The following is a 26,288-nucleotide window of genomic DNA, read 5'->3' on the forward strand; positions in this document are numbered from 1 at the left end:
GATTTTACCTGGCGGATTTTTTGATGGATAAAATACTGATTATTCGAACAAGTGGAAAGGGGCCATCATGAAAAGGAAAGTCTCGACGCTTTTTTTGCAAGGAACACTGCGGGCAAAGATTCTCACGCTTTTTCTCTGCTTGATCGCAATCCCGCTAAGTTTGCAAGGAATCATCACGTACAACAAGTTTTCGGCTTCAACGGAATGGAGGACGGCTGAATACACAGGGCAGATTGTGGGTCAGATCAATCGCAACCTGGAGCGCAATATACGGGAGATGAAGCGTTTATCACTCATGCCGCTCTACGATCCAGAAGTCCTGTCCATTTTAAAAGAAATTCAGACAAATACGTCAGCTACTTCTTTTCTCTCCATGGAAAAAAGGGAGAAGATGACGCTGTATATATCCAGTCTTTCCTATAGCCGACCAGAAGTAAAGGGCATTCAAATCATCGCGGGGAATGGCATGATTTTTTCCAATCTGGACCCTTCCGTCATGAAGAGCAAGGGAGATTTGGCAGAAGAGGGATGGTATTCGCGCGTAATCAAGGAACAGGGGGCAGCCGTCATTATTCCACAGCATCGGCCCGGCTATTATTTGGATGCCTCTGGTGAGCGCTATGTGTCAGTGGCTCGGTTATTGCGGGAGCCGTATACGAAAGTACCGCTCGGAATCATTAAAATCGATATGAAAATGGCCATGTTTGATCAAATCTTGTCCGATATGCCTTTTACCAAGGATGGGAGCTTGATCATCGTCAATGAGGGAAACGAGCTGTTTTATGAAAAGAGAGATAGCGAAGGCTCACCCGGTTATCGTACTTTGCTGCAAGAAACTGACGGGATCAATCGCGGGGATGCGAATCAGATAATGATTCAGGGACAGCAATATCTCTTTGTGGATCATCAATCGAGAGAGACGGGGCTTGTAGTGATTAGTCTGATTCCGCTCGACGTCCTGCTCGCAGAATCCAATAGCTTGCGCAGTTTTACGATGCTGATTGCGGCGATGTTTTTACTCGTCGCTGGCGGACTCGCGATTTATTTTTCCTATTCGCTCAGCAAGCCGCTCGTTCAATTGAAAGAAAAAATGCTGCAAGTAAAGCGAGGGAACTTCCATGAACGAGTTCCTGTCGATTCCCAAGACGAGATTGGGAAGCTGAGCGAGCAATTTAATCAGATGGTCGAGGAAATCAACCGCCTTGTCAATGAGGTCTATCTCAGCAGCTTGCGTGAGCGGGAGGCGGAGCTGGCGGCCTTGCAGAGCCAGATCAATCCGCATTTTATTTACAACACACTCGAATCGATCAATATGATGGCGATCCGCTCAGGTAATTACGATGTGTCCGACATGGTTTCTTCGCTCGGAAAACTCATGCGCTATACGGTCGCTCGAGAGGATGGACACGTTACGCTGGCGCAAGAACTCGTATCGTTACAATCCTACGTCCGTATCCAAAAGATTCGTTTGGGAGATCGCCTTCGGGTGTATATGGACGTGGAAGAGAGCCTGTCGGATCAGCGTATCCCGAAGCTACTACTACAGCCATTGCTTGAAAATGCAATTGCACACGGGATTGAGCATCAAGAACAGGGAGGGACGATATGGCTCACGGCGCTTTGTCAGGAGGGTGTAATGCAAATCAGCGTGAGGGACAATGGCAAGGGAATGTCTGAGCAATCATTAAGTCGTCTGCTCGCAAGTCTGCGTACGCCTATGCAGCAGCATGAGGTGACAGGAAACGGACACAATGGGACAGCATTGCGAAACATTTCCCAGCGGCTGACCTTATTGTTCGGGGATGAGTACGGGCTGACGATTGTGAGCAGACCGGATCAAGGCACGGAAATTACGATGAAGATTCCGCTCGATTTTCAGAAGGGAGAATCACGCCATGTACAAAGTATTGCTGGTGGAAGATGAACGAATGATTCGGGAAGGCTTGAAAATGTTAATTGAAAAAGGAACGTCCGGTTTTGCCGTCATGGCAGAGGCGGAAAATGGAAAGGATGCCCTGCATTATTTGCGTACGGAAATGCCTGATTTGATTGTGACGGATATCCGCATGCGGGAAGTCGACGGCTTGGCGCTGATCGGGAAAATTCGGGAGATGTACGAGGAGCTGCCCATTGTGATTATTAGTGGCTATGGTGATTTTCACTACGCACAGAAAGCGTTGAAGTACAAAGTCTCCGACTATCTCTTGAAGCCCATTGATCGATTAGAGCTGGTGAGCACGCTTGCAAAAATCAGGCAAGTGTTGGATCGCAAAAAGAAAGTCAGGGAAGAAGAAAACGGCGTCGACGGCAGCCATCGAGAAGAAAGACAAATCATTCGTAAGGTAAAAGCATTTATTCACGATCATTTGGACGGTGATCTGAGACTCCAGACGCTGGCGGAGTCTGTTCATTTGAATCCGATCTATTTGAGTCAATTGTTCAAGATCGAGACGGGGGAAAATGTCTCTGACTACATCACACAGGTGAGGATGAACCGCGCCAAGCAGCTGTTACACGAGACGAGCCTGAAGGTGTATAATATCGCCCGCTTAGTAGGGTATCAGAGCGCGAAACATTTCATGCTGGTATTTAAAAAGGAAGTCGGGATGACACCCGGGAGCTATCGAGATCTCGTAGGGAGTAAAGATCTTTAAATCTCATACCAAATCTAAATTCCGCGTGATTTATCTTACTATTCACTCAATTTTATACTGGTGACAGGGAAAACAGATAAGGAGGTACGCCATGAAAAAGGCAATCCTGTTGGCATTGTCTACTGCTTTGACAGCGTTTACATTTGGGTGCAGCAACACCGCGACGACTCCCGGTGACTCCGCAACAGGCAAGAAAGAAGCAGTCGAGCTTACGTTTTTGACATGGGGCAACCAAGCCCACCTGGACCTGTATACGAAGCTCTCTGAAAAATTTACGCAACAAAACCCGACCATCAAAGTGAAGCTGGAATCTGTGCCATTCCCCGATTACCAGCAAAAGGTGACGGTGCTGGCTGCTGGTCAGGAGCTGCCTGACATCGGTTGGGTGTCTGAGCGAATGGTGCCGCAGTTTATGGAGAATGGGATATTGGAAGATGTTTCGGATGTAAAGAACGACGCTGCTTTTAAGCTGGACGACTTTATTCCGTCGACGCTTGAGCTGTTCCAAAAAGACGACAAATTGTACGGACTGCCGTTTTCTACCCCGCCTACCGTCATGTTTTACAACAAGGACTTGTTTGACAAGGCAGGCTTGAAATCGCCCAACGACCTAGCGAAAGAAGGAAAATGGACGTGGGAGGAATTTGAAAAGTCGGCGCAGGCGATCTCGAGCGGAACTGGGGCGAGCAAAATCTATGGGGCCAACTTCTTCCGCGATTGGAAAACGTGGATCATCCTGTCTTCCTATTCATGGTCAAATGGCAGCGGCCCGTTCAACAAAGAAATGAATCAGTTTACATGGAATGACCAATACGGGGTGGAGACACTCAGCATGCTCCAACGGATGATGTTTACAGATGGGTCGCATCCGAAGGCGGGTGAGCAGGTCAGCTTTGAATCAGGCAAAATTGGCATGTTCTTTGATGTGTACAGCTACGTTTCGAAGGCGCGAACGATCAAGGACTTCAAGTGGGACATTGCTCCTATGCCAGCGGGTTCAAAAGGCTCGGCACCGATGCTCGGTCAGGCAGGGTATTCGATTTTCAAAGGAACAAAGCATTTGGAGGAGACTAAGCTATTCCTCAAGTTCCTCGCGAGTGAGCAGGGTGTCCAAGAGACCTCGACTTACTTTGTACCGCCGCGCTTGTCTGTGCTGAATTCCGATCCGTTTTTGAATGTTCCAGGCAACCCAGACCCTGCACACATCAAGCAGGCGGTTATCGATGAAATGCCTAAGGCACATCTGCAACCAGGCCATGTGGACTGGCAAAAAATCGACACGACGATACTGGCTGGTTTTGATCAATTATTCGGTCAAACGGCACAGCCTGCGGATATCGTGAAGTCGCTGGAAGAGAAAGTCAATCCGATCATGAAAAAGTAAGCTCATCACAACGGTCTGGGATACAGGCCGTTGTGACTTGAGAAGGAGGTTACGATGAATCGTTTTCGACAGGCACTGGAAGAGAAGCCGTTTCTGCTCATGGTCAGTCTCCCGCAAAACGACGAGACCTTAGCCAGAGCTGCAATGGAGGAAGGCGCAGATGGTTTGAAGATGCACATCAATGTGTACCATCGTGCCAGTGGCAACCGGTTTGGTCCTCTGGCTGAATATACGGACTTTCTCCAAACGATACGCAGCCAGTTCGCAGGGCCGATTGGCATTGTTCCGGGTGGGTCAATGGAGGAGCTCAATCCCGAGGAAATCAAACAGTTCGATTCGCTGGGAATCGATTTCCTTTCCATCTATGGTCATCATTTGCCAGCGTCCCTTTTGAAAAACGAAGGGGTGGCGAGTACGTTTGCCATCGATGATCAGTTTGATTTGTCCCGATTGGAAGCCGTGAAGCATTTTCCCATGACCGCATTGGAGGCATCGATTATTCCGGGGAGTGAGTATGGCACGAGGCTTACATTTGCCGACCTGCTCACCTATCGGTACATCGTAGAGAAGGCGGGCATCCCCATCATCGTTCCGACACAGCGAAAAATTGTGGCGGAAGATATGGAAGCTCTGCGAGAAACGGGAGTTCGTGTCTTGTTAGCTGGAGCGATGGCGATCGGGAGGACCGAGGATGAAATGCGCCGTTCCATCCATGCATTGCGGAATGCGATTGACAACTGAGGAGGGATCGTATGGAGAGCAATTTGAATGTCCCGCTCTCTCCTGACAAGAGAACAAGTGGCACAAGGAAAAGATCCTTCAGCCGGGAAGCGAATCTGACAGGATGGCTGTTTATAAGCCCGATGGTCATCGGGTTTGTGGTGCTGTTGCTAGGCCCGCTTTTGCTCGCGCTGTACATGAGCTTTACGGATTGGCCGTTACTAGGGGAAGCCGAATTTATTGGTTTGGAAAATTACCAAGCGATCTTTCAGGATACCGAATTTTGGACAGTCGTGGGCAATACATTTGCGTTCTCGGCTGGTCTCGTCCCCCTGAACATCGTATTGGCGTTGGGGTTGGCCTTACTGCTCGTGCGCAAGCTGCCGGGGATCGGGATTTTCCGCACGGCCATTTTTGTGCCAGTCATGACATCGCTGATTGTCTGGGCGATTGTGTGGAAGTATTTGTTTGCGACAGACACGGGGTTTATCAATCAAATCTTGCAGATGTTCGGGATTACAGGCCCCTCATGGCTTTACAATCCAAAGCTGGCGATGCCGGTGGTGATCGTGACGAGTGTCCTGAAAAATGTGGGCCTGAACATGGTTCTGTTCATCGCTGCCTTACAGCAGGTGCCTGTTCACTTATACGAGGCGGCGCGAATTGATGGGGCCAGTCGGACGCGTCAATTGTTTCAGATTACGATCCCGATGATTAGTCCGACGGTTTTTTTAACCACGTTGTTGACGATTATCGGCTCGCTCAAGGTGTTTGGGCAGATTTACGTCATGACCCAGGGGGGGCCGGATAACAGTACAAAGGTGCTCGTCTATTACATATGGGAGCGTGCCTTCAAAAACTTTGAATTCGGCTATGCGTCTGCACTTGCCTTTGTGCTCTTCTTTATCATTTTAGTCTTTACGCTCTTGCAGTGGCAGTTTAGAAAAAGGTGGGTGTTCCATGAAGAGTAATCGCCACGGATTACAAGCGGGCAAGTTAGTGGGGATTGGCGGTCACTATGTGGCGTTAGGAGCGATCTCCCTACTGATGCTGGTGCCTTTTTTGTGGATGCTTTCTACATCGTTAAAAGAGCCGGCCAAAATATTCGTCTTTCCGCCAGAATTTATCCCTTCATTAATCCGCTTGGAGAACTACACGGAGGTTTTGGCGAATACGCCGTTTCATCTGTTCTATTGGAACAGCCTGTACATTGCGATTCTGGTCACAGTTGGAACGGTATTATTTGCCTCGATTGCGGGCTATGCGTTTGCCCGAATTCCGTTTCGCGGACGCAATATCGTCTTTCTGGTGCTGTTGTCGACGATGATGATCCCACATGAAGTGACGTCGATTCCGATGTTTTTGTTCATGCGCATGCTTGGGTTTATCAACACGCATGTGCCGCTGATTGTGCTTCCCATTTTTGGAGCAGGCGGAATTTTTGGTGTGTTCGTCATGCGCCAGTTTTTCCTTGGGATTCCGAAAGAACTGGAGGAGGCGGCGATGATTGATGGCTGCTCGCGTTGGCGGATTTACTGGAGCATCATGCTGCCACTGGCGAAGCCAGCCATCGCGACGCTGACGATTTTTACGTTTTTGACGAGCTGGAACGAGTTTTACGATCCGCTCATTTTCATCAACGACAGAGAGCTAATGACGCTGCCGCTCGCTTTGTCCTTGTTTACTGACGAAGTAGGGACAGCTTGGCATCATCTGATGAGTGCGTCCGTCATGGCGACCTTGCCGCTTTTGATCGTGTTCTTTTTCGCCCAAAAGCAGTTTATCGAGGGTGTATCGATGACGGGCCTAAAAGATTAAAAGATGAAAGGATTAAAAGAAGTTCAACAAGGAGTGAGTGCAGATGGATCGAGTAGTGGAAGCAGATGTAGTCGTGGTAGGCGGGGGACCGGCAGGAATCAGTGCCGCTCTCGCCAGCGGACGATTGGGAGCCAAGACGATCCTGATCGAGCGTTACGGCTTTCTCGGAGGGATGTCGACGATTGCGCTCGTTTATCCGTGGATGACGTTTCATACGGAGAAAGGCGAGCAAGTCATCAAAGGAATTGCACAGGAAATCGTCGACCGCTTGCAAGAAAAGGGGGGATCGCCTGGACATTTGCAGGATACGGTGGGATTCGTGAGCACAGTCACGCCGTATCATCCGGAAATTTACAAGCTGGTCGCGGTGGAAATGCTCAAGGAAGCGGGCGTCAAGCTGTTTGTCCACAGCTTTGTCGATCAGGTGAAGGTAGAGGGGACAGAGATTACTTCTGTTACACTCACTAGCAAATCGGGCAAGTATGAGATCAAGGCCAAGGTGTTCGTCGATGCGACAGGCGATGCAGATATCGCTCATTTATCGGGGGCGTCGACGAGCAAAGGGCGAGATGCAGATGGTCTGACACAGCCGATGACGATGAAGTTTCGCATGCGCGGCGTCGATCTGGAGCAGGTGAAGCAGTACATGCTTGATCATCCGGAGGAGTTTTATCACAAGACGCCCTTTGCACAGCTACCGTCCATTCCACTGACGGGTGTCCAAGGCTTTTATACGGATTGGAAGATGTCAGGTGTTCCGATTAATCGGGATCAAGTTCTGTTTTTCACAGGGCCCGAGAGTGATGAAGTTCTGATCAATTGCACGCGTGTGCAGGGACTGGATGGAACAGATGTCGAGGACTTGACGGAAGCGGAGGAAGAGGGAAGACGTCAAGTGTTATTTATGTCTGAATTTTTAAAAAGCAGAGTCCCGGGCTTCGCGAAAGCATCCATCTCCGCAGTCGGAACGCAAATTGGAATCCGCGAGACACGCAGAATCGTCGGAGAGTACAGCTTGACGATCGAAGACGTGGTAACGGGTAGACGTTTTCCGGATGTCATCGCACGAAGCGGCTATCCGGTTGACATTCACGATCCTTCTGGCAAAGGAGTAGTGGCAGCAGATATTGAAGGAGAGGGCGCTTATGACATTCCGTATCGATGCCTGATCCCTCAATCCATTGACAACCTGCTTGCGGCGGGGCGTTGTATCTCCACGACACATGAGGCGCTGGCTACGACCAGACTTACCCCGAGCTGTATGGCTACAGGGCAAGCAGCAGGTACAGCAGCGGCCATTGCATTTCACGACAAGACCATTCCGCGTTTGATTCACGTGGCGAAATTACAGGAACAATTGCGTCTAGCGAATGCCGTCCTCGATTAAACCTTTTCATTTTGAAAGGAGATTGGATCTATGAAAAAGTTGCGCGTTGTCATTTCAACAGTGGCTATGGCAGCACTAGTAACAGGCATGGTTCCATTTACGCAGACGAGTACAATTGCAGCGAAAAAAGCGTCGCCAAAGCCAATTGCCAAAGTCGCTCTTGTTCCCCTTGATGATCGTCCGGTCAATACGTATTTTCCTCAAATGTCAGCACGGGCAGGCGGGGTGGAGACGATTATGCCGGATGAAGACATGCTCGGTCACTTTATGACTCCGGGCGATGGGGAAGAAATTGGCGATTGGCTGATTAAACAAGCAAGCAAAGTAGACGGCTCAGTCATCTCTGTCAGCATGCTGGCATATGGCGGACTAGTTGCGTCCCGTACCGATCAACAGTCCTATGAAGATGCCCTATCGAATATCGAAGCCATTAAAAGACTGAGAGACAAAAATTCCAAAAAGCCGATCTACGTCTTCGATACGATTCAACGCTTGGCGGTGACGGCGACTGATCCCGAAACATTGAAGTACTATGAGCAAATCAGAGAATGGGCCATTTTATACGATGAAGTGCACAACCTCGGCATGACAGAAAAAAAGGATCGACTCGATCAGTTGGAAAGGGAGATTCCCGAGTCTGTGCTGGAAGATTACTTAAACGCCCGCGAGCGGAACCACAAGATTAACTCCTTGTTGATCGACTGGGTGGAAGATGGAACCATTGATTATTTAGTGCTGGCTCAGGATGACGCTGCTCCCCATGGTCTTCACCGGGCAGAGCGGGAGACCTTGGTCAAAAAAGCAAAGGAGCTGGATGTAGAAGATCGTGTAGCGATTTTCCCTGGAGCGGACGAAGTAGGAACCGTCTTGTTGAGCCGATTCTCCTTGAACGAAATGCGCATTCATCCAAAAGTAGCAGTCGAATATTCAGGTATAGATGGCAGTGAGTGGACGGCGCCGTTTGAAGACACGACCTTTGATGTAAATGTTGAGAAGCATATCATCGCAGCAGGAGGCAAGCTCGTTCGGGATGAAGACGATGCAGATATCGTATTAATGATTAATTCACCGAAGAAAAAAGGACAGAGCAACGCAGAGAGACGCGATGATCTGGATGAGTTCGTCGAAGAAATCAATGATCTTCTGGAAGAAGGAAAGCAGGTCGCAATTACAGACGTTACGATTACAAACAAAGCTGATCCTGAGCTGATCGAGCGACTACAAGAAGAAGTAAAGCTGCCGGAACTTTTCGCCTACACGGCATGGGGAACGGCGGGAAATAACATGGGAAGCGCGTTGGGACAGGCGTTGCAACGATCAGCCTTTTTGGAAAAAGGAAATCAGTTCGGAGTGCCCTTAACGGTGGATGCGGCAGAAACTCATATCAATCTGCTCTTGTCATCGTTTGTAAATGACCATCATTACCGAAATGAAGTGATGGCAGAAGCACGTAACCTCGTAAAAGAGTTAAAGGGAAATGAGTGGAATCTCGGCGATGACTACGACGAAGTCAATGATTTTGTGAGGGATGAACTGACGCCACATGCGGAAGAATGGTACGAAAACTATTTTGCCAATCAATCGCTGGTTATCGGAAAGAGAGGCAAGAATACGTTTGAAGGCGAAATCGTCGAAGTAACGGATATAGTGATTAAGCTTCCTTGGGAGCGGTTGTTTGAAGTCTTTGTCGGGCCAGAAGTGAAGATTGAAAGGAAGTAAGATGTAGAAGAAGACGGTCTATTTTTCGAATCTGCACATATCATGTCTCTATCGCTATAAGAAGGTGACGAGGATGGAGACTCTACAATGGGTGTATGTGCAGTATGACTTGGAAATGTATGTGCGGGTAGTGGTGAGCGCGATTCTCGGTTTGTTCATCGGATGGGATCGCTCGCACAGAAACAAGCCTGCCGGGCTGAAAACGTACATGTATGTGTCCGTAGCCTGCACGCTCATCACACTCGTTTCTATTTACAGCACAAAGCTATACAGCGCGCCTGGCAACGGAACGATGATGGACCCGATGCGCTTGGCGGCACAGATTGTCACAGGTCTTGGTTTTTTGGGAGCAGGCGTCATCTTGAAGGACGGCTTGAAAGTAAAAGGACTGACCTCCGCAGCCATGATCTTTTTCGCTGGTGGGATTGGCATAGGGATCGGAGCCGGATTTTACGGCATTGTGATATTCTCGGTTATCGTCGCCTTTGTACTTGCGCGAATCAGTCAGCGTGTGGAGGATGTCCAGCATAAGCGGTTAGGAAAGTGAATCATGGAGAAGCGGTGCAGGGTAAGTGCCTTAGCATCGCTTTTTGCTTTTGCATTTAGCAGGAGCTGTTGTGGGGGAAGAAGCGAATTTCCAGTCTGCGCTTCGGCCTACGCCCCGCAAGGGGTATCACTGTCCGCTCCGGAATAAATGGCGGGAGCGCTTCAAACGTAGAAGTTTCGAGGAAGGATTCCATAAGTGAAGCTGAAATTCCCCGCCATTTATTCCGAAGCTAGGTCGGGCTCCAGAGGCGCTTGGACTGGAAATTCGCTTCTTCTACGCGGCTTCTCATTATTGTTTGAAAGCAAATCTTAGGAGATGAATGCAGTCCTATGCTCTCCAAAACTTCTTTGAAATAACTTACAAAATGCCGTAGTAGCACGAAGTCATCCACAGCTGTACGAAAGCACTGTCACATGTTTGGAAGGAGACCGCCCGAACGAAGAGAGGATACAGGCGACTGGAAAACATGTGGCAGGGCTTCTCCCGATCACAACAGTTAGGAGAACAACAACTTAGGGGTTTTGATTAATTCGATTCCATAATATGCTAACGTTAGAATATTTCAAATAGGATGAGTGCCTCCATGAGCAAGTGGTTTGTAAGTCTATGCAATCTTGTCGTTATCATGGTGATCGGGATGCTTGCCGTGACGCCATTCGCTAATGCCGTAGAACAACCACCCCAAGCCAAACAAGGCGTGCTGGATTTGCGGGGCGTGGATTGGGAAGACGGCGACACGATTTGGCTGGATGGGGAATGGAGTTTTTACTGGCGGAAGCTCCTCCCCCCAGGTACTTTTGAACCCGATACTTCCGTACGAGAGTACATGCAAGTACCTTCATCTTGGAAGCAGGGGGCCGGTGATCGAACGGATATATCCAATCAGGGATACGCTACGTATCGACTGCTCATTCAGCTGGATGAGCAAAAGTCAGAAAGACCCTTCGCGCTCTATATGCCCAGCGTCGCAACGGCCTACAAACTGTGGATAAACGGCAAGGTTATGGCCGAAAACGGTCTAGTCGGTGAGAATTTAGGGAGTATGACCCCGAAAAATTATCCCAAGGTCGTCGTGTTTCAACCAGATCAACCGCAAGTGGAGCTCGTTATTCACGTCTCTAATTTTGTCCAGCGAAAAGGCGGCCTGTGGGAAGCTATTGAGTTGGGGCATGCTGAGCAAATCATGCGGAAGCGTGAAGCCAACATTATCTACAGTGGCATGATTGCGGCATCCTTGTTAGTCATGGGCATCTATCATTTCGGCTTGTATATGACACGCAAAAGAGAGAGTTCGACTCTCTATTTTTGTGGAGTCAGCATTGCGATCGCTGTCCGCATATTATTTTTGGGAGAGACGATGGCTGTTAGCTTGTTTCCGCAGATCCCATGGGAGATGGTGGTCAAGCTGGAGTACATGTCTTCTCTTCTCACGCTGATCATGCTCGCTTGTTTTGTCCATTCGCAGTATCGGGCATTATTCAATCGTTTCATTCTGAGAGCCTGCGTCTGGACAGGGCTTCTCTTTATTCTCTTCGTGCTTTTTACCCCTGCTAGAATCTATACAGAATGGATTTATGTAGGAGAAGCGTATTTGTTGCTTAACTATGGCTACATGCTATTCGTTTATGGACGGGCCATCGTTCAAAAACAGACAGGCGCTGTCTTAAATGGAATCGGTCTCCTCGTATTTTTTACCGCAGTTGTCAATGAAGTGTTGTTTTACGCACATCTGTCTCCGTTTGAAAATGCCATTCCGTTCGGCTTGCTCGTTTTTTTACTCACCCAAATGATGAATTTGTCCATGGTATTCGCCCGTTCTTTTGCCCATGTCGAGCAACTTTCCGAAGAGCTTGCGCAGACCAATGAATGGTTGGAGCAAAAAGTACGGCAACGGACACAGGCACTCGCTGACAAGAATGAGGAGCTGCAAAGGATGGAGGAGTCACGGCGCATGCTGCTCTCCAATATTTCGCATGAACTGGGGACGCCGCTAACCTCGATTCAAGGGTTCATCAAGGCGATGCTTGACGGTGTGGTCAAGCCGAACGATCCGAAATACTTGGGGATCATCTATGAAAAAACAATCTATTTGCATCGAATCATCACGGATTTGTTTGAGTTGTCCAAGATGGAGTCGCGGCAGCTTCGCTTTCATTTTCAGCCATTGTCACTGGTTGGATTTTTCCGTGGCTTGTACGAGAAGCATTTACTCGATATGCAGGAGAAACAGCTGCAATTTGTGTGGGAAGCACAGGAGGAGCCAGATACGGAGTGCAAGCTTTTGCTGGTGGCTGATCCGATTCGCCTGGAGCAGGTCATGAGTAATTTGCTTGTAAATGCACGAGCGTATACGCCACCGGGCGGGGTCATCAAGCTACAGGTGGAGTGGGAGCTGGCTCTGGATGGGACAGGCGAGGCAACGATCAAGATAATAGATACAGGAGCAGGGATACAGGCGGAGGCGCTTCCTTTTGTGTTTGATCGATTTTATCGGGGGAGTGAATCTAGAAAGCTGCGGACGGCAGGAGTGGGGCTAGGTCTGGCCATCTCCAAAGAAATTATCGAAAATCATCACGGGAAAATCGGCGTACAGAGTAAAGCGGGAGAGGGAAGCCTCTTCTGGTTTTCGCTGCCAGTCCGCTGGAAGGATGAGAGCGAAGAGGGAGGAGAGAAGGTGAGATGAGCAACGAGGTAATCCTGTTGGTAGAAGATGATGAGAACATTCGCGAATTGGTCAGGCTCTATTTGCAGGCTAGTGGTTTTCAGGTGCGAGAGGCAGAAGATACGAGGCAAGCGCAGGCCATGATGCTGAGTGAACAGCTGGATATGGTCCTCCTTGATATTTTGTTGCCGGATGGATCGGGCCTAGAACTTTGTCAGACATGGAGGCAGAGTGGAATTCATGTGCCTGTCTTGTTTTTGAGCTGCAAAAATGACACGGAGGATATGATTGCTGGCCTGGATCTTGGTGGTGATGATTATGTGACCAAGCCCTTTGATCCCAATCTGTTGATTTCACGGGTGAAGGCGCACTTGCGCAGGAGGAGCATACAGGGAGAAAACAGCAAAGCTTTGTTGTCTCCAAAAGGACTGATAGAGACCTTGACCAAATGAGAGCTGGAGATGCTTCACATGATCAAAGCGGGGTATACGAATCAGGAGATCGCCCTGCAATATCAAATATCAATTGGTACCGTCAAAGGATACAATAACCAATTATTCAGCAAGCTCGGTGCCAAAAACCGGACACATGCCATTATGCTCGCGAGTCAGTTCGGCTTTTTTACGTGAGCCCTAACTTTGGTTGGCTCCTGTCACGATTTTTCCGATGATATTCCTCTGACAAACGCGCGTTATGCTGGAAGAGCAATCACAATCTGGAAAGGACGCGTGCGCGATGAGAGATGAAAGACTAGGAAAAATAGCAGACAACTTAATTTCGTACAGCTTGGATGTGCAAGCCAAACAGCATATTATGATCATGGTCGTGGATGAAGGGGAGCCGCTGGCCATGGAATTGGTGAAGCGGTTGTATGCGAAGGGGGCGTATCCCCACCTGCGCTTTGTCCGGCCAAAGGTCCAGCGGGAATGGTTGAAAGGAATAACCGAAGAGCAGCTTGCCGAGACCGTTCAGTGGGAAAAGGACATGTGGTTTGGCATACAAGGCTATATCGGAATTCATGGCGAGACAAATGACAGTGAGATGAAGGATGTTCCGCAGGAGAAGTACCGTCTGTACGCAGAAGCGTATGATTCCATTTTCCATCATGTCGACAATCAAATTACAGGACTGCGCATTAATTTCCCGACCTCGGCCCTTGCTCAAAAGGCCAACATGACGACAGAAGCGTTTGAGGATTTTTATTTCAACGTATGTGCACTCGATTATCGAAAGATGGCCGAAGCGTGCCAGCCGTTGTACGACCTCATGGACAAAACGGACAAGGTGCGCATCGTCGGACCAGGGACAGACCTGACGTTTTCGATCAAAGGGATTGGGACGCGGACAGCGGTAGGCAAACGCAACATACCCGATGGCGAAGTGTATACATCTCCCGTGCGTGACTCGATTCACGGGACGATCAGCTACAATACGCCCAGCAATTTCAAAGGTACGACGTTTGAAAACATCCGGTTTACTTTTCGGGAAGGAAAGATTGTCGAGGCGTACGCTAACCATGCGGACAAGCTAACGGAAATATTGGACACGGATGAAGGTGCACGCTACATCGGTGAATTCGCCATTGCGTTTAACCCGTACATTTTGCACCCGATGGGCGATACTTTGTTTGATGAAAAAATCGCTGGCAGCTTCCATCTCACACCGGGCCGTGCCTATGATCAGGCGGATAATGGCAACCGCAGCGCGATTCACTGGGACCTGATCTGCATTCAGCGTCCGGAATACGGTGGCGGCGAAATATGGTTTGACGATGTGCTGATTCGAAAAGACGGAAGGTTTGTGCATGAGGCTCTGCTGGGGCTGAATCCGGAGCAATTGATTCTGTAGGGGAGGGCGATAATGCCCTCCTTTTTTATTTGAATTTGAAAACTACTACGCCTGCGATCATGATGCCGATTCCGATGATCTTGTTCAAGGTGATCGGAACCTTTTGTACGCCGAACAGGCCGAGAGAATCAATGAGGAGAGCGACGAGCAATTGTGAAATGAGCAGAACCGATACAGCATAGGCAGGGCCGATGGCCGTAATGCCTTTCATCACACTAAAGACGATGAGCGCTCCGAAAACGCCTCCAAGCAAATACACCTTGTTGACTTCCCCAATGCTTTTCCAATCGCCATCACGAACGTAGAGAAAGATTGCGAATGATACAAGAAAGCCTACGGCGTGAACAATCGCATTGGTTTGCCACAGTCCGAGCTTTGTACTGGCTTGCGCATTGAACACGCTTTGCAGACATATAAAAACGCCAGCGAGTAACGAAAAGAGAATGCCTTGCACAATATGACCTCCTATATGGTTGATTACTCATAGATGTTTCCGCTCGCAAGCTCACTGATTTTTTCTCGATCCTTGATAATCAGTGCGCCTTTTTTGCGTTCGATCACGGAAGCTGCGCAAAGATTGCGGATGACCCGGTTTAGATGTCGGTAGCTGGTACCCAACAGCTCGGCTACCTCCGTCAGCTTCGCCGTCTTTAGCTCCTCGGAAGCAGTCGACCCTGTGTCGCTGGACAGCGTAGAGAGCATATAGCTGGCAAAGCGATTTTCAACGGGATACAACAGGTTCAGGCTGGTTGAGTTCGATGATGTATGCAGCTTGTGACTGATTTTATGCAGAATGAATTGCAAAAAAGGCGGGTGGTTCTGGTAGTTTTCCTGCAAAACTTTAAAAGGGAGACTGACCACGAGACTGCGATGGACAAACTCAACCGTATTGCGGACCTCGCATTGTGTGACATACTCGACATCTCCAATAATCGCGAGTGGATTGTTAAAGCGCAGCAACAAAGATTTTCCGTTAGGAAGCGTCGTGAAAATTTTGATTTTTCCCTTCAGAATGAAGTACATGTGGTGAAGCTGATCGCCCTTCGAACAGAGGATGTCACCCTTCTCAGCCTGATACAGGCGCATTTCATGGAGGGTAATGGCATCAAAAATATCGGGCAAGGGACTATTTTGCACCAGCGTATGCAAAAGGGTGCGGTCGTGAAGTTCTTTCATGTATCAAGCCTCCTGCTTGTTTGCTTGCAGGCTATACCCCCTTTAGTAAAAGGTATTTACGCGCGAAAAAAAAGGACATATGTCCTTTTTTCTATTTAAACACAGAAGACGCGTAGCAGGAATTTTCGGATAGATTCGAGAAGTACAATTGTCGAGATAATAGGAAAGAGAGAAACGAAGGAGTGGTTCACATGACTTTGCCTGTAAGTGAAAGAATCATTGGATTTGTAGGAACGGGTGTCATGGGGAAAAGCATGGCAACTCATTTTCTGCAAGCAGGATATACAGTGCTGGTGTACACGCGTACAAAGGAAAAAGCGGCAGATTTGCTGGCAGCCGGTGCAATCTGGAAGGAACAGGTCAGTGAGCTGGCAAAAGAGGCAAACGTCATCATCACAATGGTCGGCTACCCATCTGATGTCGAGGAAGTGTATCTCGGCGTGGACGGAATTGTGGCAAATGCGAAGCCAGGCACTTATTTGATCGATATGACGACATCGAAGCCGTCGCTGGCGAAACATATTTATGAGGAAGCCAAAAAACACGAGCTGTATTCCCTGGATGCGCCTGTCTCTGGTGGAGATGTGGGGGCACGGGAAGCGCGACTGACTATCATGGTTGGCGGCGATCAGGAAGTATTTGATGCGATGGAGCCTGTGTTTACGATCATGGGGACAAACGTCGTCTTGCAGGGCGGACCAGGTGCAGGTCAGCATACGAAAATGTGCAACCAAATTTGTATTGCCACGAACATGATCGGTGTGTGTGAAGCGATCGCGTATGCGAAAAAAGCAGGTCTGGACCCGGAGAAAGTGCTGACGAGCATTGGAGCGGGTGCCGCAGGTAGCTGGTCGCTGTCGAATCTGGCACCGCGGATGATCGCGGGCAACTTCGCACCTGGCTTTTACGTCAAACATTTTATCAAGGACATGGGCATTGCATTGGAAGCAGCGGAGGAGATGGGGCTGATGACACCAGGACTCGCGCTCTCCAAATCGCTCTATGAAGAACTGGCAGCAAACGGTGAGGCTGATAGTGGCACACAAGCTTTGATCAAATGGTTTGAAGGCAAGTAAAGGCAAAAAGGAGCCCTTCTCACGAGGGGCTCCTTCTCTATGTCCATCTGTCACGTGTTGACTTGTACATCTCGTACATCTTTTGGAGTGGATTTATTTTTGGACGAAGGTTGTTCCATTTTCTTCACTTCTAAGATGTCCAGCAAGAAAACAAAGGACGGAATCCCGACAATCAGCCCCCATACACCAAAGAAATGCTCGGAAAAGATCAGGACGACAAACGTGTAGAAAATCGGCAAGTGAGTCTTCGTTGCCATCAAGCGAGGATTCAACACATATGCCTCAAGCGCATGAATCAACATGATGAAAACGAGCAAATAAATAACGGTTGCGATACCACCGACGCTAAAAGCGATGGCACTGAGTGGAATCAATGAAATGGCGACACCTGCAACCGGAATGAGCCCCAGTATGAAGACCATAATCGCGAGTCCCAATAGATTCGGAAAGCCCATGATCCATAGACCGATAACGGTGAAGGTTGTATTGAATAAGGCAATCAACAGCTGTGTTTCGATTACTTTACCAAAGGTCAGGATGAATTTTTGGCTGAAGTAGGCGATTTCGTTGTACAGCCAGGATAATTTGCTCGTTCGAAATTGAGCGGTAAACGTAACGACATTGTCTTTGCCGAGCAGGAAAAACAGACTCAGAATAATCGCCAGAAAGACATTGAACCCAACGTTTCTGACCACTGCGAGAAAATCAAGGCTGCCTTGAACGATGCCCTTCATATCTAGCTTCCCAACAACAGACATAAGATAAGGGGCAAACTCATTGTGCTGATTTTGGTGGTACACTTGCTCGATGACATGGAACAATTGTCCGGTTTGATGAATAAGCGCCGGAATGGCTTTCATCCCACCCACTACGAGAAAGAACGTCAGCAACATATAGAGGAAAATAAGAATCAGCTTGGGATGGATCGGCACGACTTTGTGTGTGAGACGTGTAAGATATTGATGCAGCCGATTCATTAAATAGGTAACTAAAAAGGTAAGCAAAACCATGTTCAGCATACTTCCCAAGGAGTAAAGCAACAAACAAAACAACGCCAAAATCCCAAATCGTCTTACATCCGGCTTTTGCAAGGCGGCAGCAAAGAAATTCATGGGAACATCCTTTCCAAGTGCTGTTATAAGCACTCCCATCCGTATACGATGATTATACTGCGTCGGTGTGAACAATTATAGCACGCTTAAAAGCGAGTGGAGGGAAAGAAAAGGTTCCAGTTGTTTGAAAAAGGGCAACGAAACTATTTCACCCTACGAAGCGTCAAAGGGAGGGAATGTTTGCCAAGGGGGCCTATCACGTATGAACATAAAAACGAAAACCATCAGTCTGGTTACGGCTGTCGTACTCGGGACAAGTGCGTGGACTTCTTCTGTCCATGCTGCTACGTTTTCCCAGATTCAGCCGTATCTAACAGACTACAAGATTGGTTTTACGGACGGTAACAAGCTGGTCACACAGGCCATTTATGATGATTTTGAGCTATTTTCCAAAGACATGATCGTAACAAAGGGCGGTAAAAAAGGAATTCTCGATGCGCGAACCGGGAAAGAAATAACCCCTGCGATTTGGGATAACATTGACATTCCCGATGCCAAAAATATCGCGATTGTTCAAAAAGGCGGCTGGTTCCAATATATCGACTTGAAGACGCATAAGCTGTCGACCATGAAGTTTGCCGGAGCCCATCCGTATTATTTGGCCCCAGAGCAAGGGACGGCGATTATGCTGCTGGGAAAATCATCGATGCTGATTCATACAGATGGAAAGGTCCTGATTCCGCCATTTGCGGGCAAGCTGTCGATGGTTGAACTCGTTGCTCCTGATCAGACGGAAAATAAAGAGGCGGAGAAAAAGAGGTATTTCGTCGCGACTACTCCAAAAGAGCTCATCATGTACGATCCTGCTTCCGGCAAAAAACTGTTCGCGCTGGCAAAAGCAGAACTGATTCCGAACGAAGGCGGTTCTGACACTGCGTATCTCAAGGTGCGATCCGGTGGAAAAGAAGGCTTGATCGATCGTAATGGCAAGTACGTACTCGAGCCGAAATACAATGCGATCTATATTTGGAACAATGGATACTTTCAGGTGATCGGACCCAAGGGACAAGGGCTGTGGAAAGACGGACGGATACTGGCAGAGCCCATTTACAAAGAAGTCGGGTTCGAGCATAACAATCCGGATATGTATTGCACGGTTTCTGGAGATGTCATCACGTATCACTCCAGGTCCAAAGGTACGTCGCATCCATTGAAAAAAGGTGCCCAGTTTTTGCATGGCAGCTATGTGCTGGGACAGGACCCGAAAACAAATCTGTACGGTGTCCTCCAAGTCGGGGGAGAGACGGTCATCCCCTTTGCTTATCCACGGGTAGAAGGTCCGCCAGCTGCACGCTTGCTCGTCCGTAGCGACGGCAAAAAAGCGATCCTCCCAGCCTGGGGAAAAGAAGTCAAGGAGCCTGATTTCTGGTTCGACTCGTATGTGACATTGGGCAGCTACAGCATGCTTAGCATCAAAGACGGAAACAAAATCGGGCTTTATTCTGAAGATGAAGGCTTGGTCCTGTCTCCGGTTGAGAATCGAATCATTCGCCACGAGGAAGTAACGGGCGAGGTTCTGGTGACGGAGCCGGGTGGAAAGGTGCTGCGATACAGCATCGGAGGGAAACAAATAGAAGCTGTCAATCCAAATCCGTTGTCCGATGATTTGATGACAGCGTATCAGCCGGGAAAAGGCGTTATGATCGTGGACCGCAAGACGAACCAACCAATCAGCAAGCTCTACCAATCTGTCTACATGGATTCCGATACCAATCTCATCGTTGCGATGGATCACGATTGGGCGGATCTTTATACCCCTGAGGGCAAGCTGTTGACGACGGAGATCAAAGTCGCGGTGTGGAAGTCAGGCAACGACGGACCGCCTCTCACTTTGATTAAAGTTGCTGACTCCGTATACACCATGGGTGTGAGAGCGGGGAATACCGAAATGGCGATGATCAAGGCCGATGGCGGGCAGCTTCAGGTCGTGAGCGATTTTGTGTATCGGGATGCAGACGAAGCGATGGTACAAAATCAAAAGATCGCAGTGACAGCACGTTTGGACGGTACACTGGATGTATGGGTGCAAGAAGGGAACCAGCTCACAAACAAGCTCACTAGCGTGAAAGGTTTTCACAGGGAATCTGATTTTGATCGGGTATTGATTCAATCAAGTACAGGATGGGATGTATATTCACCGCAGTTGCTCCGCCTAAGCACAGGCGATTATCAGTCCATGAAGTATTTGCCCTTACCGGATCGTAAGACGGGTGTCATTGCCTACCAGGACAAGAAGACGGGATTGTATGGCCTCATGTCACTGGAAGGCAAGGTGCTGACAGCGGCCAAATATGAGGCGATTTTGCCAACGAACAAAGTATTCTCACAAATGTGGAGTAAGGCAGACGATCAGACGCCTTATGTATTCACAACGAAAGACCAGTTCGGTTATCTCAGTCAAGGTGGGCAAGAGTTGTTTGCGACAAGATTCCTGACGAAAAAACCAGTGGTCTCCTATAGTCCGATTACGTTCCAAGCGTTTTCGGCCTACTCGGATGTGATGCGATATCGCCCGCTTGAGCTGATCGATTTCGGCAAACCGTATAGCTGGCCAGCTGGTGGCAACAGCGAGAGCAAATTTTTTGCCAATCTGGCGCTTTATTTGAATCTGCCGAAGGATGCTGGCAAGCAAGCGGTACTTTCAGATCTGGTGTCCAAGGGTATCATCAAAGCCGATGAGAATCGTTCTGTCATGAGCGACGAAGATATGTTCCGAGTGGCTTATTTCATGGCGACAGGCAAAACGAGTCAAGCGATGAAGACGCCACAGGTGATGGAGTGGGCACAGAAGCGGGGAATTGTGCCGGTGCGAGAGGGAATGAGCTACTACATGACAATGGATTTGTACACGGAGTATCAGCACATCCTGATGACCGAGCTCATGCGTTCCCTGAAAGGAAAAAAAGTGCTCAAGCCAAAGACGTTAACGACGGCTTCACTCAGTGACGCACAACAGCAAATACTAACAACAACTCTGATCGTAAACGGCAAGCCAGCCAATCAATTGTCAGTGCCGCTCCCGCAAGCTGAGTGGCAAAAAGCCATTCAAGGCTTGGTCAACCAGTACAACAAGCAAGCGGCTCAATTGCTTGCGGCCTACGAAGCGAAGCTGTGAGTAGATAAACGTACAGGCGCGGATGTTCATCCTGCGCCTTTTTTGTGCTATTAAAAAAACGGCCAATATTTTACAATTAGCACGTAAAAGGAAGCGTGAACGCAAGCCGTGACCGCCAAGGAGACAATGAACGAGACAAACGAAATCTGATCGAGCTTGTAAGCGACAAAGAAAAATATCGTAAAGGCAATAAAGGCGATAAACGTACCTTCTTCTAGATAAGCAACAGTCATATGAAAATTCCACCTCTATTCAAGAAAGGATACCTACCCATCATGATTTCTATTGAAAAATTGAGCATACAAGATGCAGCCAGCTTGTTTCAATTTGAAGTGTGCAATCGCACTTTTTTTGAAAAATCGGTTCCCAGTCGGGGAGACGCTTACTACCAATATGACCATTTTTTACGTGGTCTGCAAGCCTTGCTCGACGAGCAGGCGCAAGGAATCTCGTTTTTTGGCCTCATAAAAAACAGCCAGGGTGACATCTTGGGCAGAATGAATTTGGTAGACATCGAGAAAGACGAAGGAATCGGACATCTCGGTTATCGAGTCGGGGAGGATACTGCTCGTTCCCCAATTGGCTGTCAAAACCATCTGTGCTAAAACTACAACGGATAACATCTCCTCGCAAAAAGTGTTGTTGAAAAATGGATTCGCGCCCTATGACATGGGGCTGGAAACACCAGATGACTTTCTCCACTTTCGCTTGGGCGTCCAAAGAGTAAGATAGAAACAGCAAAAAGTCCCCAGCCTACAAAAAGGCAAGGGGACTTTTTGGCGTTATAGGGTGTCCAATCACGGTTCCCACGGACGTCTCGTTCCGAGCATATCCGCGAGATGCTTATTGTCCTTGCGACGAACTTTCCGTTTCTCCGCTCGCTTTTCAGCACCATCATGCAAGAATTTTTCCTCTTCTGTTTCTGGAACGACCTTGGGAACGGGTGTCGGCCGTCCATCCTCGCCAATCGCCACAAACGTGAGAAACGACGTAGCACAGACTGTCCGAACGCCTGTTAGCAAATCCTCTGCGACAATTTTGACAAAGACCTCCATCGACGTGTTATGCGTCCATGTGACGAAGGCTTCGAGTGCAACCTCATTGTCCACTCGGATCGGCTGCAAAAAGTCGACGGAATCAGTAGAAGCGGTAACAACTGGTCCCCGGGCATGCTTCATGGCAGAGATCGCAGCAACATCGTCGATATGCGCCATCAGCCTGCCGCCGAACAGCGTATTGTGATTGTTCGTATCCGGGGGCAGCACATGGCTTGCTTTGAACGTGCGCGACTCCCGAACAAAACGTTGAATCGTCATAAAGGTAGCTCCCTTCTTTCTTGCAATCGGATTATGAATGATGACAATCTTCTCTCCTTTTCATTGTTCCACAAAAAAATGGATCTATTCCTCTTCGTTGGAGTAAGGCGGCGAATTTTATCAAAGGCTATGGACGGGATAAGGTATGCGAGAGGAGGTTTTTCGGTTTGGGGGATTATGTGCAGTATTTCAATAATCTTATCGCCTCGATCAATGATATTCCGAACAAGCTGATGAGTCTTCTATCTGTTATTCAGGCACCCATTCAGCATTTGACGAACACATTGATTGTCACAAACATCCTGTTGGGTCTACTTGTAATGACCTCTATTGCGAATGTGTATATGCTTTGTCGAAATGGGAAAAAGAGACGCTAATGCTGTTGCCACGAACGTCATTTGCCTCTATACTTGTGGAGTAGTTCATGGATAATAATGTAACGGTTGTTGCTACGACCGTCTCTATATCGAAAAGGTATGCACGTAAAAACAGCGGAAAGGAGGGTATCCACATGAAAAAAAGATCATTACTGTCTTTGCCAAAAGGAATTGGATACTCCACCGCTGTTTTCTTTGATCTGGCTAAATCACGGGAGAAGTATGTCCAAAAACGGATATAGCGACCATCCTTTGATGTAGTGGGATTCATCAGGATACAGTGGAAAAACGCCACAGGTCGCTTCCTGTGGTTTTCTTTTTAGGGCACCGCAGGATTTCCTGTGGTGTTTTTTTTATTTCGAAAAAGGGAGATGGATTGTATGCAAGGAAACGGAGAGAACATTTACGTAAGACTGGTACAGGAATCGGATGCACAGAGCCTCTTGGCGCTTGAAGGGAGAAACAGAGACTTCTTTCAAAACTTCACAGGGACGAGAGAAGAGGCGTTTTACACGCTGGAAGGACAAATCGACAGGATCAAGAGCTCGATGGCTTTAAAAGAAGAAGATAGAGGGTACGTCTTTGTCATTGCAGAAAAAGGACAGGATGAAATCATTGGGGAAGTCATCCTTTCAGAGGTTGTAAGAGAGAATCTGCAAAGCTGCTGGATCGGCTACTTCCTGGATAAAGAGCATAATGGAAAAGGCTACATGACCGAAGCGGTAAAACTCGTCGTTGACTATGCCTTCGAGACGCTAGGTCTTCACCGCTTGGAAGCAGGAGTGATGCCGCATAATATAGGCTCGATCAAGGTGCTGCTAAAAGCTGGTTTTCACAAGGAAGGGATTGCCAAGAAAAACGTGAAAATCAATGGTCGGTGGGAAGATCATCAAACACTGGCGATCGTCAAAGAAGAACAAACCGACCAGGTGAAGCCCAAGGTTCACCGCAAAAATCCTAGTACAGTTGCTCCGCCTATGGGACCCTATACACATCTGACGGTCGTTCCAAAAGGAGCCGATTTGCTCATACTTTCTGGGCAAGTAGGAATGGACCTTCATGGAGAGTTGCCGACAGATATAAAAGAACAAGTAGAAAACACGCTACAGAACATCCTGCGCAATTTTGAAAGTGAGTCAGTAACTGCGGACCATATCATCAAAATCAATATATGGGCAACCGAGCAAATGGATTGGAAGCATTTTAATCAGGTGTGGGAGAAGTTTCACGGGGGGACACCACCAGCGATGACGATGTCTTACGTCCCAGCATTGGCAGTCCCTTCTCTCAAAGTGGAGATAGAAGCTTGGGCAGCGAAATGGTAGGAAGGAAATAGAGGAGAAAGAAAAAGGGTGAAGCTTGTCGCTTCATCCTTTTTTCTGTAACTTTTTTCTAGCAAAAACGTCACTATTTTCAGGAGATAGAATGATCGTGAAGTTATTGCTGTTTTGACAGCAAAAGATGTCAAAACATGAAGGAATATGCGGACGAATCGAGAAGTTCTTTCTATTAGCTAGACTTTCCAAAAATACGAAAAAAACAGAGGGGAACGAGGAACTTGCTTTTACGAGTAAATGTCAGCTTGCTAGCTGTTTTCTTCCTGATTTTGCTGATGCCTCTGTCCATTGCGCGAGCGGCCACCCATGTAGACGTGGCGGTCGATCAGTTAAATATTCGAAGCGAGCCAGGTACGACTACCCAGATCGTCGCAACACTCAAAAAAGCCACGCGGTTGCCAATCACCAAACAGCAAAAAGATTGGACTCAGGTAAAGCTACCGAACGGCAATACCGGATGGGTCAATAATAAGTATGTGAAGATGATAGAAGTTCCACAGATCAAATATGTCAAAAGCAATGTGGACATGCTGAATGTTCGGGCAGAACCAAATGCCACTGCACAAATTTTGCAGATCATCGATAAAAACGGTGTGTTTTTGCAAATGAGAAAGCAAGGGGAATGGGCACAAATTAAGCTGTCTGATCAAAAGAACGGCTGGGTGAAAGTCAGTTACTTGACGGAGACAACGGCACCAGCACCGAAAACAGCCCCGGTACCAGCGCCTACTCCGGTACCAGTGCCAACACCAATCCCAGACCCGACAACATTTCCAGCACCGCCCCCTCCTGTACTCCCATCCAATACGGGAAGTGAATTCGGACAAGGGACAATCGTATTAACGGAAGGCTATGAAGTTTATGCACAGCCAGATATTCTAGGTACCGTCATTGGTCAAATTCATGGCGGGATGACAATCAATCATTACGGATATGCAAATGGTTGGTACACCATTAACTTTAACGGGACCTATGCCTATATCTTCAAACCAATGGAACAGACTGGGGCAGTACAGCCACTGCCGAATCCAACACCGGGGGCACCAGCGACTTTGCCAGCAACAACGCCTCCCGCTGTACAAGAACTACAGATTCGCGTCAAAAATCCGGATTCTAACATCCGCAACGGCCCCTCAACCGATCATGCAATCATCGGAACCGTTCAACCTGGACAAGTATTCCCGGTTGTGCAAACAGTAGGAGACTGGTACATCATCAGGCTGGCAGACAATTCGACCGCCTATATCGCGGGGTGGATCGTAGAGAAGATTCAACCAGCCGGTACTCTGCCACCGACAGGAGCAACGTACGAGTACAACAATGGGATGATTGGAAACGAGAAAGTGTATATCTATCACACCCATAACCGTGAGTCTTGGCGAAATGTTGCACGGAACCAACAAGGGAGCTCGGTAGATGATCCTGAGATCAACATCACGCTTGTTGGGAAAAGGCTGGGCGAGCTGTTGCAAGCAAGAGGCATTTCGGCAATGGCGAGCCAGGACGATTTCGCTCAGAGATTGAGGGAACAAAATAAAAGCTACTCGATGTCTTATTCCGAGTCGTACAAGGCGGTAGCGGCAGCGGCTGCAACCAGTCCGCACTTGCAGTACATTTTCGATATTCATCGGGATAGTGATGAGCCACGCAGCAAGGTAGCGATCACGATTAATGGCAAAACCTATTCCCGGATGCTGTTTGTAATTGGAACAGCGAATCCGAACCATCTGGCGAACAAAAAGCTGGCGGAAGAGCTGAACGCCCGTCTGGAAGCTTCTTATCCCGGTTTGTCGCGAGGGATTATCCTGAAAGGTTCAAATCAAGGGAACGGGGTGTACAATCAGTCGATTTCAGAGGGAGCCCTGCTTTTGGAATTCGGTGGTACGAACAACACCTTGGAAGAAGGCTATAATACAGCAGAAGCCTTTGCTGAAGTCTTCGGGAATTACCTGATCGAATCTCAAATCGCATTTAACTAAAAGTAGCACGATTCTTTTCGCCAGGAGCGAGAGAATCGTGTTTTTTTCCAGGAGGATAATT

Annotated in this window: 24 protein-coding genes; 19 read left to right on the forward strand and 5 right to left on the reverse strand. The window is 48.3% G+C overall.

Annotation, left to right across the window (positions count from 1 at the left end):
* Positions 1–67 precede the first annotated feature (67 nt).
* The 13 genes from POF51_RS18460 to POF51_RS18520 all read left to right on the forward strand — a co-directional run bounded on the left by POF51_RS18460 (position 68) and on the right by POF51_RS18520 (position 14,739).
* Positions 68–1,924, forward strand: a complete 1,857-nt coding sequence (locus tag POF51_RS18460) for a sensor histidine kinase (protein WP_069848402.1) — start codon at positions 68–70, stop codon at positions 1,922–1,924.
* A complete protein-coding gene (locus tag POF51_RS18465) occupies positions 1,896–2,654 on the forward strand; it encodes a response regulator transcription factor (protein WP_069848399.1) in 759 nt (252 codons plus the stop codon). Before POF51_RS18460 ends, POF51_RS18465 begins: the two co-directional genes overlap by 29 nt.
* 91 nt (positions 2,655–2,745) lie before the next feature.
* Complete coding sequence (locus tag POF51_RS18470; protein ID WP_069848397.1) at positions 2,746–4,038, forward strand: ABC transporter substrate-binding protein; 1,293 nt, start codon at positions 2,746–2,748, stop codon at positions 4,036–4,038.
* 54 nt (positions 4,039–4,092) lie between these two features.
* Entirely contained in the window at positions 4,093–4,779 is a 687-nt protein-coding gene (locus tag POF51_RS18475) for a hypothetical protein (RefSeq protein ID WP_017251191.1), read from the forward strand.
* A gap of 11 nt (positions 4,780–4,790) precedes the next feature.
* The gene (locus POF51_RS18480) at positions 4,791–5,729 is read left to right on the forward strand and encodes a carbohydrate ABC transporter permease (protein ID WP_017251190.1); all 939 of its coding nucleotides are present in this window, start codon (positions 4,791–4,793) and stop codon (positions 5,727–5,729) included.
* The gene (locus POF51_RS18485; RefSeq protein ID WP_271755867.1) at positions 5,719–6,576 is read left to right on the forward strand and encodes a carbohydrate ABC transporter permease; all 858 of its coding nucleotides are present in this window, start codon (positions 5,719–5,721) and stop codon (positions 6,574–6,576) included. Before POF51_RS18480 ends, POF51_RS18485 begins: the two co-directional genes overlap by 11 nt.
* A gap of 43 nt (positions 6,577–6,619) precedes the next feature.
* Positions 6,620–7,963, forward strand: coding sequence for an FAD-dependent oxidoreductase (locus tag POF51_RS18490; RefSeq protein WP_271755868.1), 1,344 nt, complete (start codon positions 6,620–6,622; stop codon positions 7,961–7,963).
* A 30-nt stretch (positions 7,964–7,993) separates the two neighbouring features.
* Complete coding sequence (locus tag POF51_RS18495; protein WP_069848391.1) at positions 7,994–9,682, forward strand: DUF4127 family protein; 1,689 nt, start codon at positions 7,994–7,996, stop codon at positions 9,680–9,682.
* Positions 9,683–9,755: 73 nt separating this feature from the next.
* Positions 9,756–10,229, forward strand: coding sequence for an MgtC/SapB family protein (locus tag POF51_RS18500; protein WP_069848388.1), 474 nt, complete (start codon positions 9,756–9,758; stop codon positions 10,227–10,229).
* A 583-nt stretch (positions 10,230–10,812) separates the two neighbouring features.
* A complete protein-coding gene (locus tag POF51_RS18505; protein WP_069848386.1) occupies positions 10,813–12,912 on the forward strand; it encodes an ATP-binding protein in 2,100 nt (699 codons plus the stop codon).
* Positions 12,909–13,343 carry a response regulator transcription factor gene (locus POF51_RS18510; protein WP_035291780.1) on the forward strand — a complete coding sequence of 145 codons (435 nt, stop codon included), beginning with the start codon at positions 12,909–12,911 and terminating at the stop codon, positions 13,341–13,343. Before POF51_RS18505 ends, POF51_RS18510 begins: the two co-directional genes overlap by 4 nt.
* Before the next feature lie 9 nt (positions 13,344–13,352).
* A complete protein-coding gene (locus POF51_RS18515; protein ID WP_334312668.1) occupies positions 13,353–13,520 on the forward strand; it encodes a response regulator transcription factor in 168 nt (55 codons plus the stop codon).
* 106 nt (positions 13,521–13,626) lie between these two features.
* Positions 13,627–14,739 (forward strand): aminopeptidase, encoded by a 1,113-nt coding sequence (locus POF51_RS18520; protein ID WP_069848381.1) that lies wholly within the window; start codon positions 13,627–13,629, stop codon positions 14,737–14,739.
* A gap of 25 nt (positions 14,740–14,764) precedes the next feature.
* Here POF51_RS18520 and POF51_RS18525 read toward each other — a convergent pair whose 3' ends face one another.
* Entirely contained in the window at positions 14,765–15,193 is a 429-nt protein-coding gene (locus POF51_RS18525; protein ID WP_069848378.1) for a DMT family transporter, read from the reverse strand.
* Positions 15,194–15,216: 23 nt separating this feature from the next.
* The gene (locus tag POF51_RS18530) at positions 15,217–15,915 is read right to left on the reverse strand and encodes a cyclic nucleotide-binding domain-containing protein (protein WP_069848376.1); all 699 of its coding nucleotides are present in this window, start codon (positions 15,913–15,915) and stop codon (positions 15,217–15,219) included.
* A 191-nt stretch (positions 15,916–16,106) separates the two neighbouring features.
* Between POF51_RS18530 and POF51_RS18535 the strand changes: the two genes are divergently transcribed.
* Entirely contained in the window at positions 16,107–16,991 is an 885-nt protein-coding gene (locus POF51_RS18535; RefSeq protein WP_069848374.1) for an NAD(P)-dependent oxidoreductase, read from the forward strand.
* 50 nt (positions 16,992–17,041) lie between these two features.
* On the opposite strand, the gene POF51_RS18540 is transcribed toward POF51_RS18535, so the two are convergent.
* A complete protein-coding gene (locus POF51_RS18540; protein ID WP_069848372.1) occupies positions 17,042–18,103 on the reverse strand; it encodes an AI-2E family transporter in 1,062 nt (353 codons plus the stop codon).
* Between the two features lie 202 nt (positions 18,104–18,305).
* On the opposite strand from POF51_RS18540, the gene POF51_RS18545 reads away from it, so the two are divergent.
* The gene (locus POF51_RS18545; RefSeq protein ID WP_271755872.1) at positions 18,306–21,218 is read left to right on the forward strand and encodes a WG repeat-containing protein; all 2,913 of its coding nucleotides are present in this window, start codon (positions 18,306–18,308) and stop codon (positions 21,216–21,218) included.
* A gap of 50 nt (positions 21,219–21,268) precedes the next feature.
* On the opposite strand, the gene POF51_RS18550 is transcribed toward POF51_RS18545, so the two are convergent.
* Positions 21,269–21,451 carry a hypothetical protein gene (locus tag POF51_RS18550; protein WP_271755873.1) on the reverse strand — a complete coding sequence of 61 codons (183 nt, stop codon included), beginning with the start codon at positions 21,449–21,451 and terminating at the stop codon, positions 21,269–21,271.
* 42 nt (positions 21,452–21,493) lie between these two features.
* On the opposite strand from POF51_RS18550, the gene POF51_RS18555 reads away from it, so the two are divergent.
* Entirely contained in the window at positions 21,494–21,823 is a 330-nt protein-coding gene (locus tag POF51_RS18555; protein WP_271755874.1) for a GNAT family N-acetyltransferase, read from the forward strand.
* 192 nt (positions 21,824–22,015) lie between these two features.
* Here the strand turns inward: POF51_RS18555 and POF51_RS18560 are convergent, their stop codons facing one another.
* Positions 22,016–22,534 carry an acyl-CoA thioesterase gene (locus POF51_RS18560; RefSeq protein ID WP_069848366.1) on the reverse strand — a complete coding sequence of 173 codons (519 nt, stop codon included), beginning with the start codon at positions 22,532–22,534 and terminating at the stop codon, positions 22,016–22,018.
* Positions 22,535–22,701: 167 nt separating this feature from the next.
* On the opposite strand from POF51_RS18560, the gene POF51_RS18565 reads away from it, so the two are divergent.
* From POF51_RS18565 to spoIIP, 3 genes are all read left to right on the forward strand, one after another.
* Positions 22,702–22,911: a hypothetical protein gene (locus tag POF51_RS18565; RefSeq protein WP_271755875.1), complete on the forward strand. Its 210-nt coding sequence runs from the start codon at positions 22,702–22,704 to the stop codon at positions 22,909–22,911.
* 380 nt (positions 22,912–23,291) lie between these two features.
* A complete protein-coding gene (locus POF51_RS18570; protein ID WP_271755876.1) occupies positions 23,292–24,236 on the forward strand; it encodes a GNAT family N-acetyltransferase in 945 nt (314 codons plus the stop codon).
* Between the two features lie 233 nt (positions 24,237–24,469).
* A complete protein-coding gene (gene spoIIP, locus POF51_RS18575) occupies positions 24,470–26,227 on the forward strand; it encodes a stage II sporulation protein P (RefSeq protein ID WP_069848359.1) in 1,758 nt (585 codons plus the stop codon).
* Positions 26,228–26,288: the final 61 nt, after the last annotated feature.

Origin of the sequence: Brevibacillus sp. AG (assembly GCF_028369215.1) — a bacterium.
GTDB classification, from domain to species: Bacteria; Bacillota; Bacilli; order Brevibacillales; family Brevibacillaceae; genus Brevibacillus; species Brevibacillus porteri.

Excerpts from the sequence above, each read along its gene's own strand:
- POF51_RS18535 (WP_069848374.1), top strand. The coding sequence starts at position 16,107 with ATGACTTTGCCTGTAAGTGAAAGAATCATTGGATTTGTAGGAACGGGT.
- POF51_RS18470 (WP_069848397.1), top strand. The coding sequence starts at position 2,746 with ATGAAAAAGGCAATCCTGTTGGCATTGTCTACTGCTTTGACAGCGTTT.
- POF51_RS18530 (WP_069848376.1), bottom strand. The coding sequence starts at position 15,915 with ATGAAAGAACTTCACGACCGCACCCTTTTGCATACGCTGGTGCAAAAT.
- POF51_RS18465 (WP_069848399.1), top strand. The coding sequence starts at position 1,896 with ATGTACAAAGTATTGCTGGTGGAAGATGAACGAATGATTCGGGAAGGC.
- POF51_RS18505 (WP_069848386.1), top strand. The coding sequence starts at position 10,813 with ATGAGCAAGTGGTTTGTAAGTCTATGCAATCTTGTCGTTATCATGGTG.
- POF51_RS18475 (WP_017251191.1), top strand. The coding sequence starts at position 4,093 with ATGAATCGTTTTCGACAGGCACTGGAAGAGAAGCCGTTTCTGCTCATG.
- POF51_RS18485 (WP_271755867.1), top strand. The coding sequence starts at position 5,719 with ATGAAGAGTAATCGCCACGGATTACAAGCGGGCAAGTTAGTGGGGATT.
- POF51_RS18460 (WP_069848402.1), top strand. The coding sequence starts at position 68 with ATGAAAAGGAAAGTCTCGACGCTTTTTTTGCAAGGAACACTGCGGGCA.
- POF51_RS18555 (WP_271755874.1), top strand. The coding sequence starts at position 21,494 with ATGATTTCTATTGAAAAATTGAGCATACAAGATGCAGCCAGCTTGTTT.
- POF51_RS18520 (WP_069848381.1), top strand. The coding sequence starts at position 13,627 with ATGAGAGATGAAAGACTAGGAAAAATAGCAGACAACTTAATTTCGTAC.
- POF51_RS18570 (WP_271755876.1), top strand. The coding sequence starts at position 23,292 with ATGCAAGGAAACGGAGAGAACATTTACGTAAGACTGGTACAGGAATCG.
- POF51_RS18545 (WP_271755872.1), top strand. The coding sequence starts at position 18,306 with ATGAACATAAAAACGAAAACCATCAGTCTGGTTACGGCTGTCGTACTC.
- POF51_RS18490 (WP_271755868.1), top strand. The coding sequence starts at position 6,620 with ATGGATCGAGTAGTGGAAGCAGATGTAGTCGTGGTAGGCGGGGGACCG.
- POF51_RS18540 (WP_069848372.1), bottom strand. The coding sequence starts at position 18,103 with ATGAATTTCTTTGCTGCCGCCTTGCAAAAGCCGGATGTAAGACGATTT.
- POF51_RS18560 (WP_069848366.1), bottom strand. The coding sequence starts at position 22,534 with ATGACGATTCAACGTTTTGTTCGGGAGTCGCGCACGTTCAAAGCAAGC.
- POF51_RS18480 (WP_017251190.1), top strand. The coding sequence starts at position 4,791 with ATGGAGAGCAATTTGAATGTCCCGCTCTCTCCTGACAAGAGAACAAGT.
- POF51_RS18550 (WP_271755873.1), bottom strand. The coding sequence starts at position 21,451 with ATGACTGTTGCTTATCTAGAAGAAGGTACGTTTATCGCCTTTATTGCC.
- POF51_RS18515 (WP_334312668.1), top strand. The coding sequence starts at position 13,353 with ATGCTTCACATGATCAAAGCGGGGTATACGAATCAGGAGATCGCCCTG.
- POF51_RS18510 (WP_035291780.1), top strand. The coding sequence starts at position 12,909 with ATGAGCAACGAGGTAATCCTGTTGGTAGAAGATGATGAGAACATTCGC.
- POF51_RS18500 (WP_069848388.1), top strand. The coding sequence starts at position 9,756 with ATGGAGACTCTACAATGGGTGTATGTGCAGTATGACTTGGAAATGTAT.
- POF51_RS18495 (WP_069848391.1), top strand. The coding sequence starts at position 7,994 with ATGAAAAAGTTGCGCGTTGTCATTTCAACAGTGGCTATGGCAGCACTA.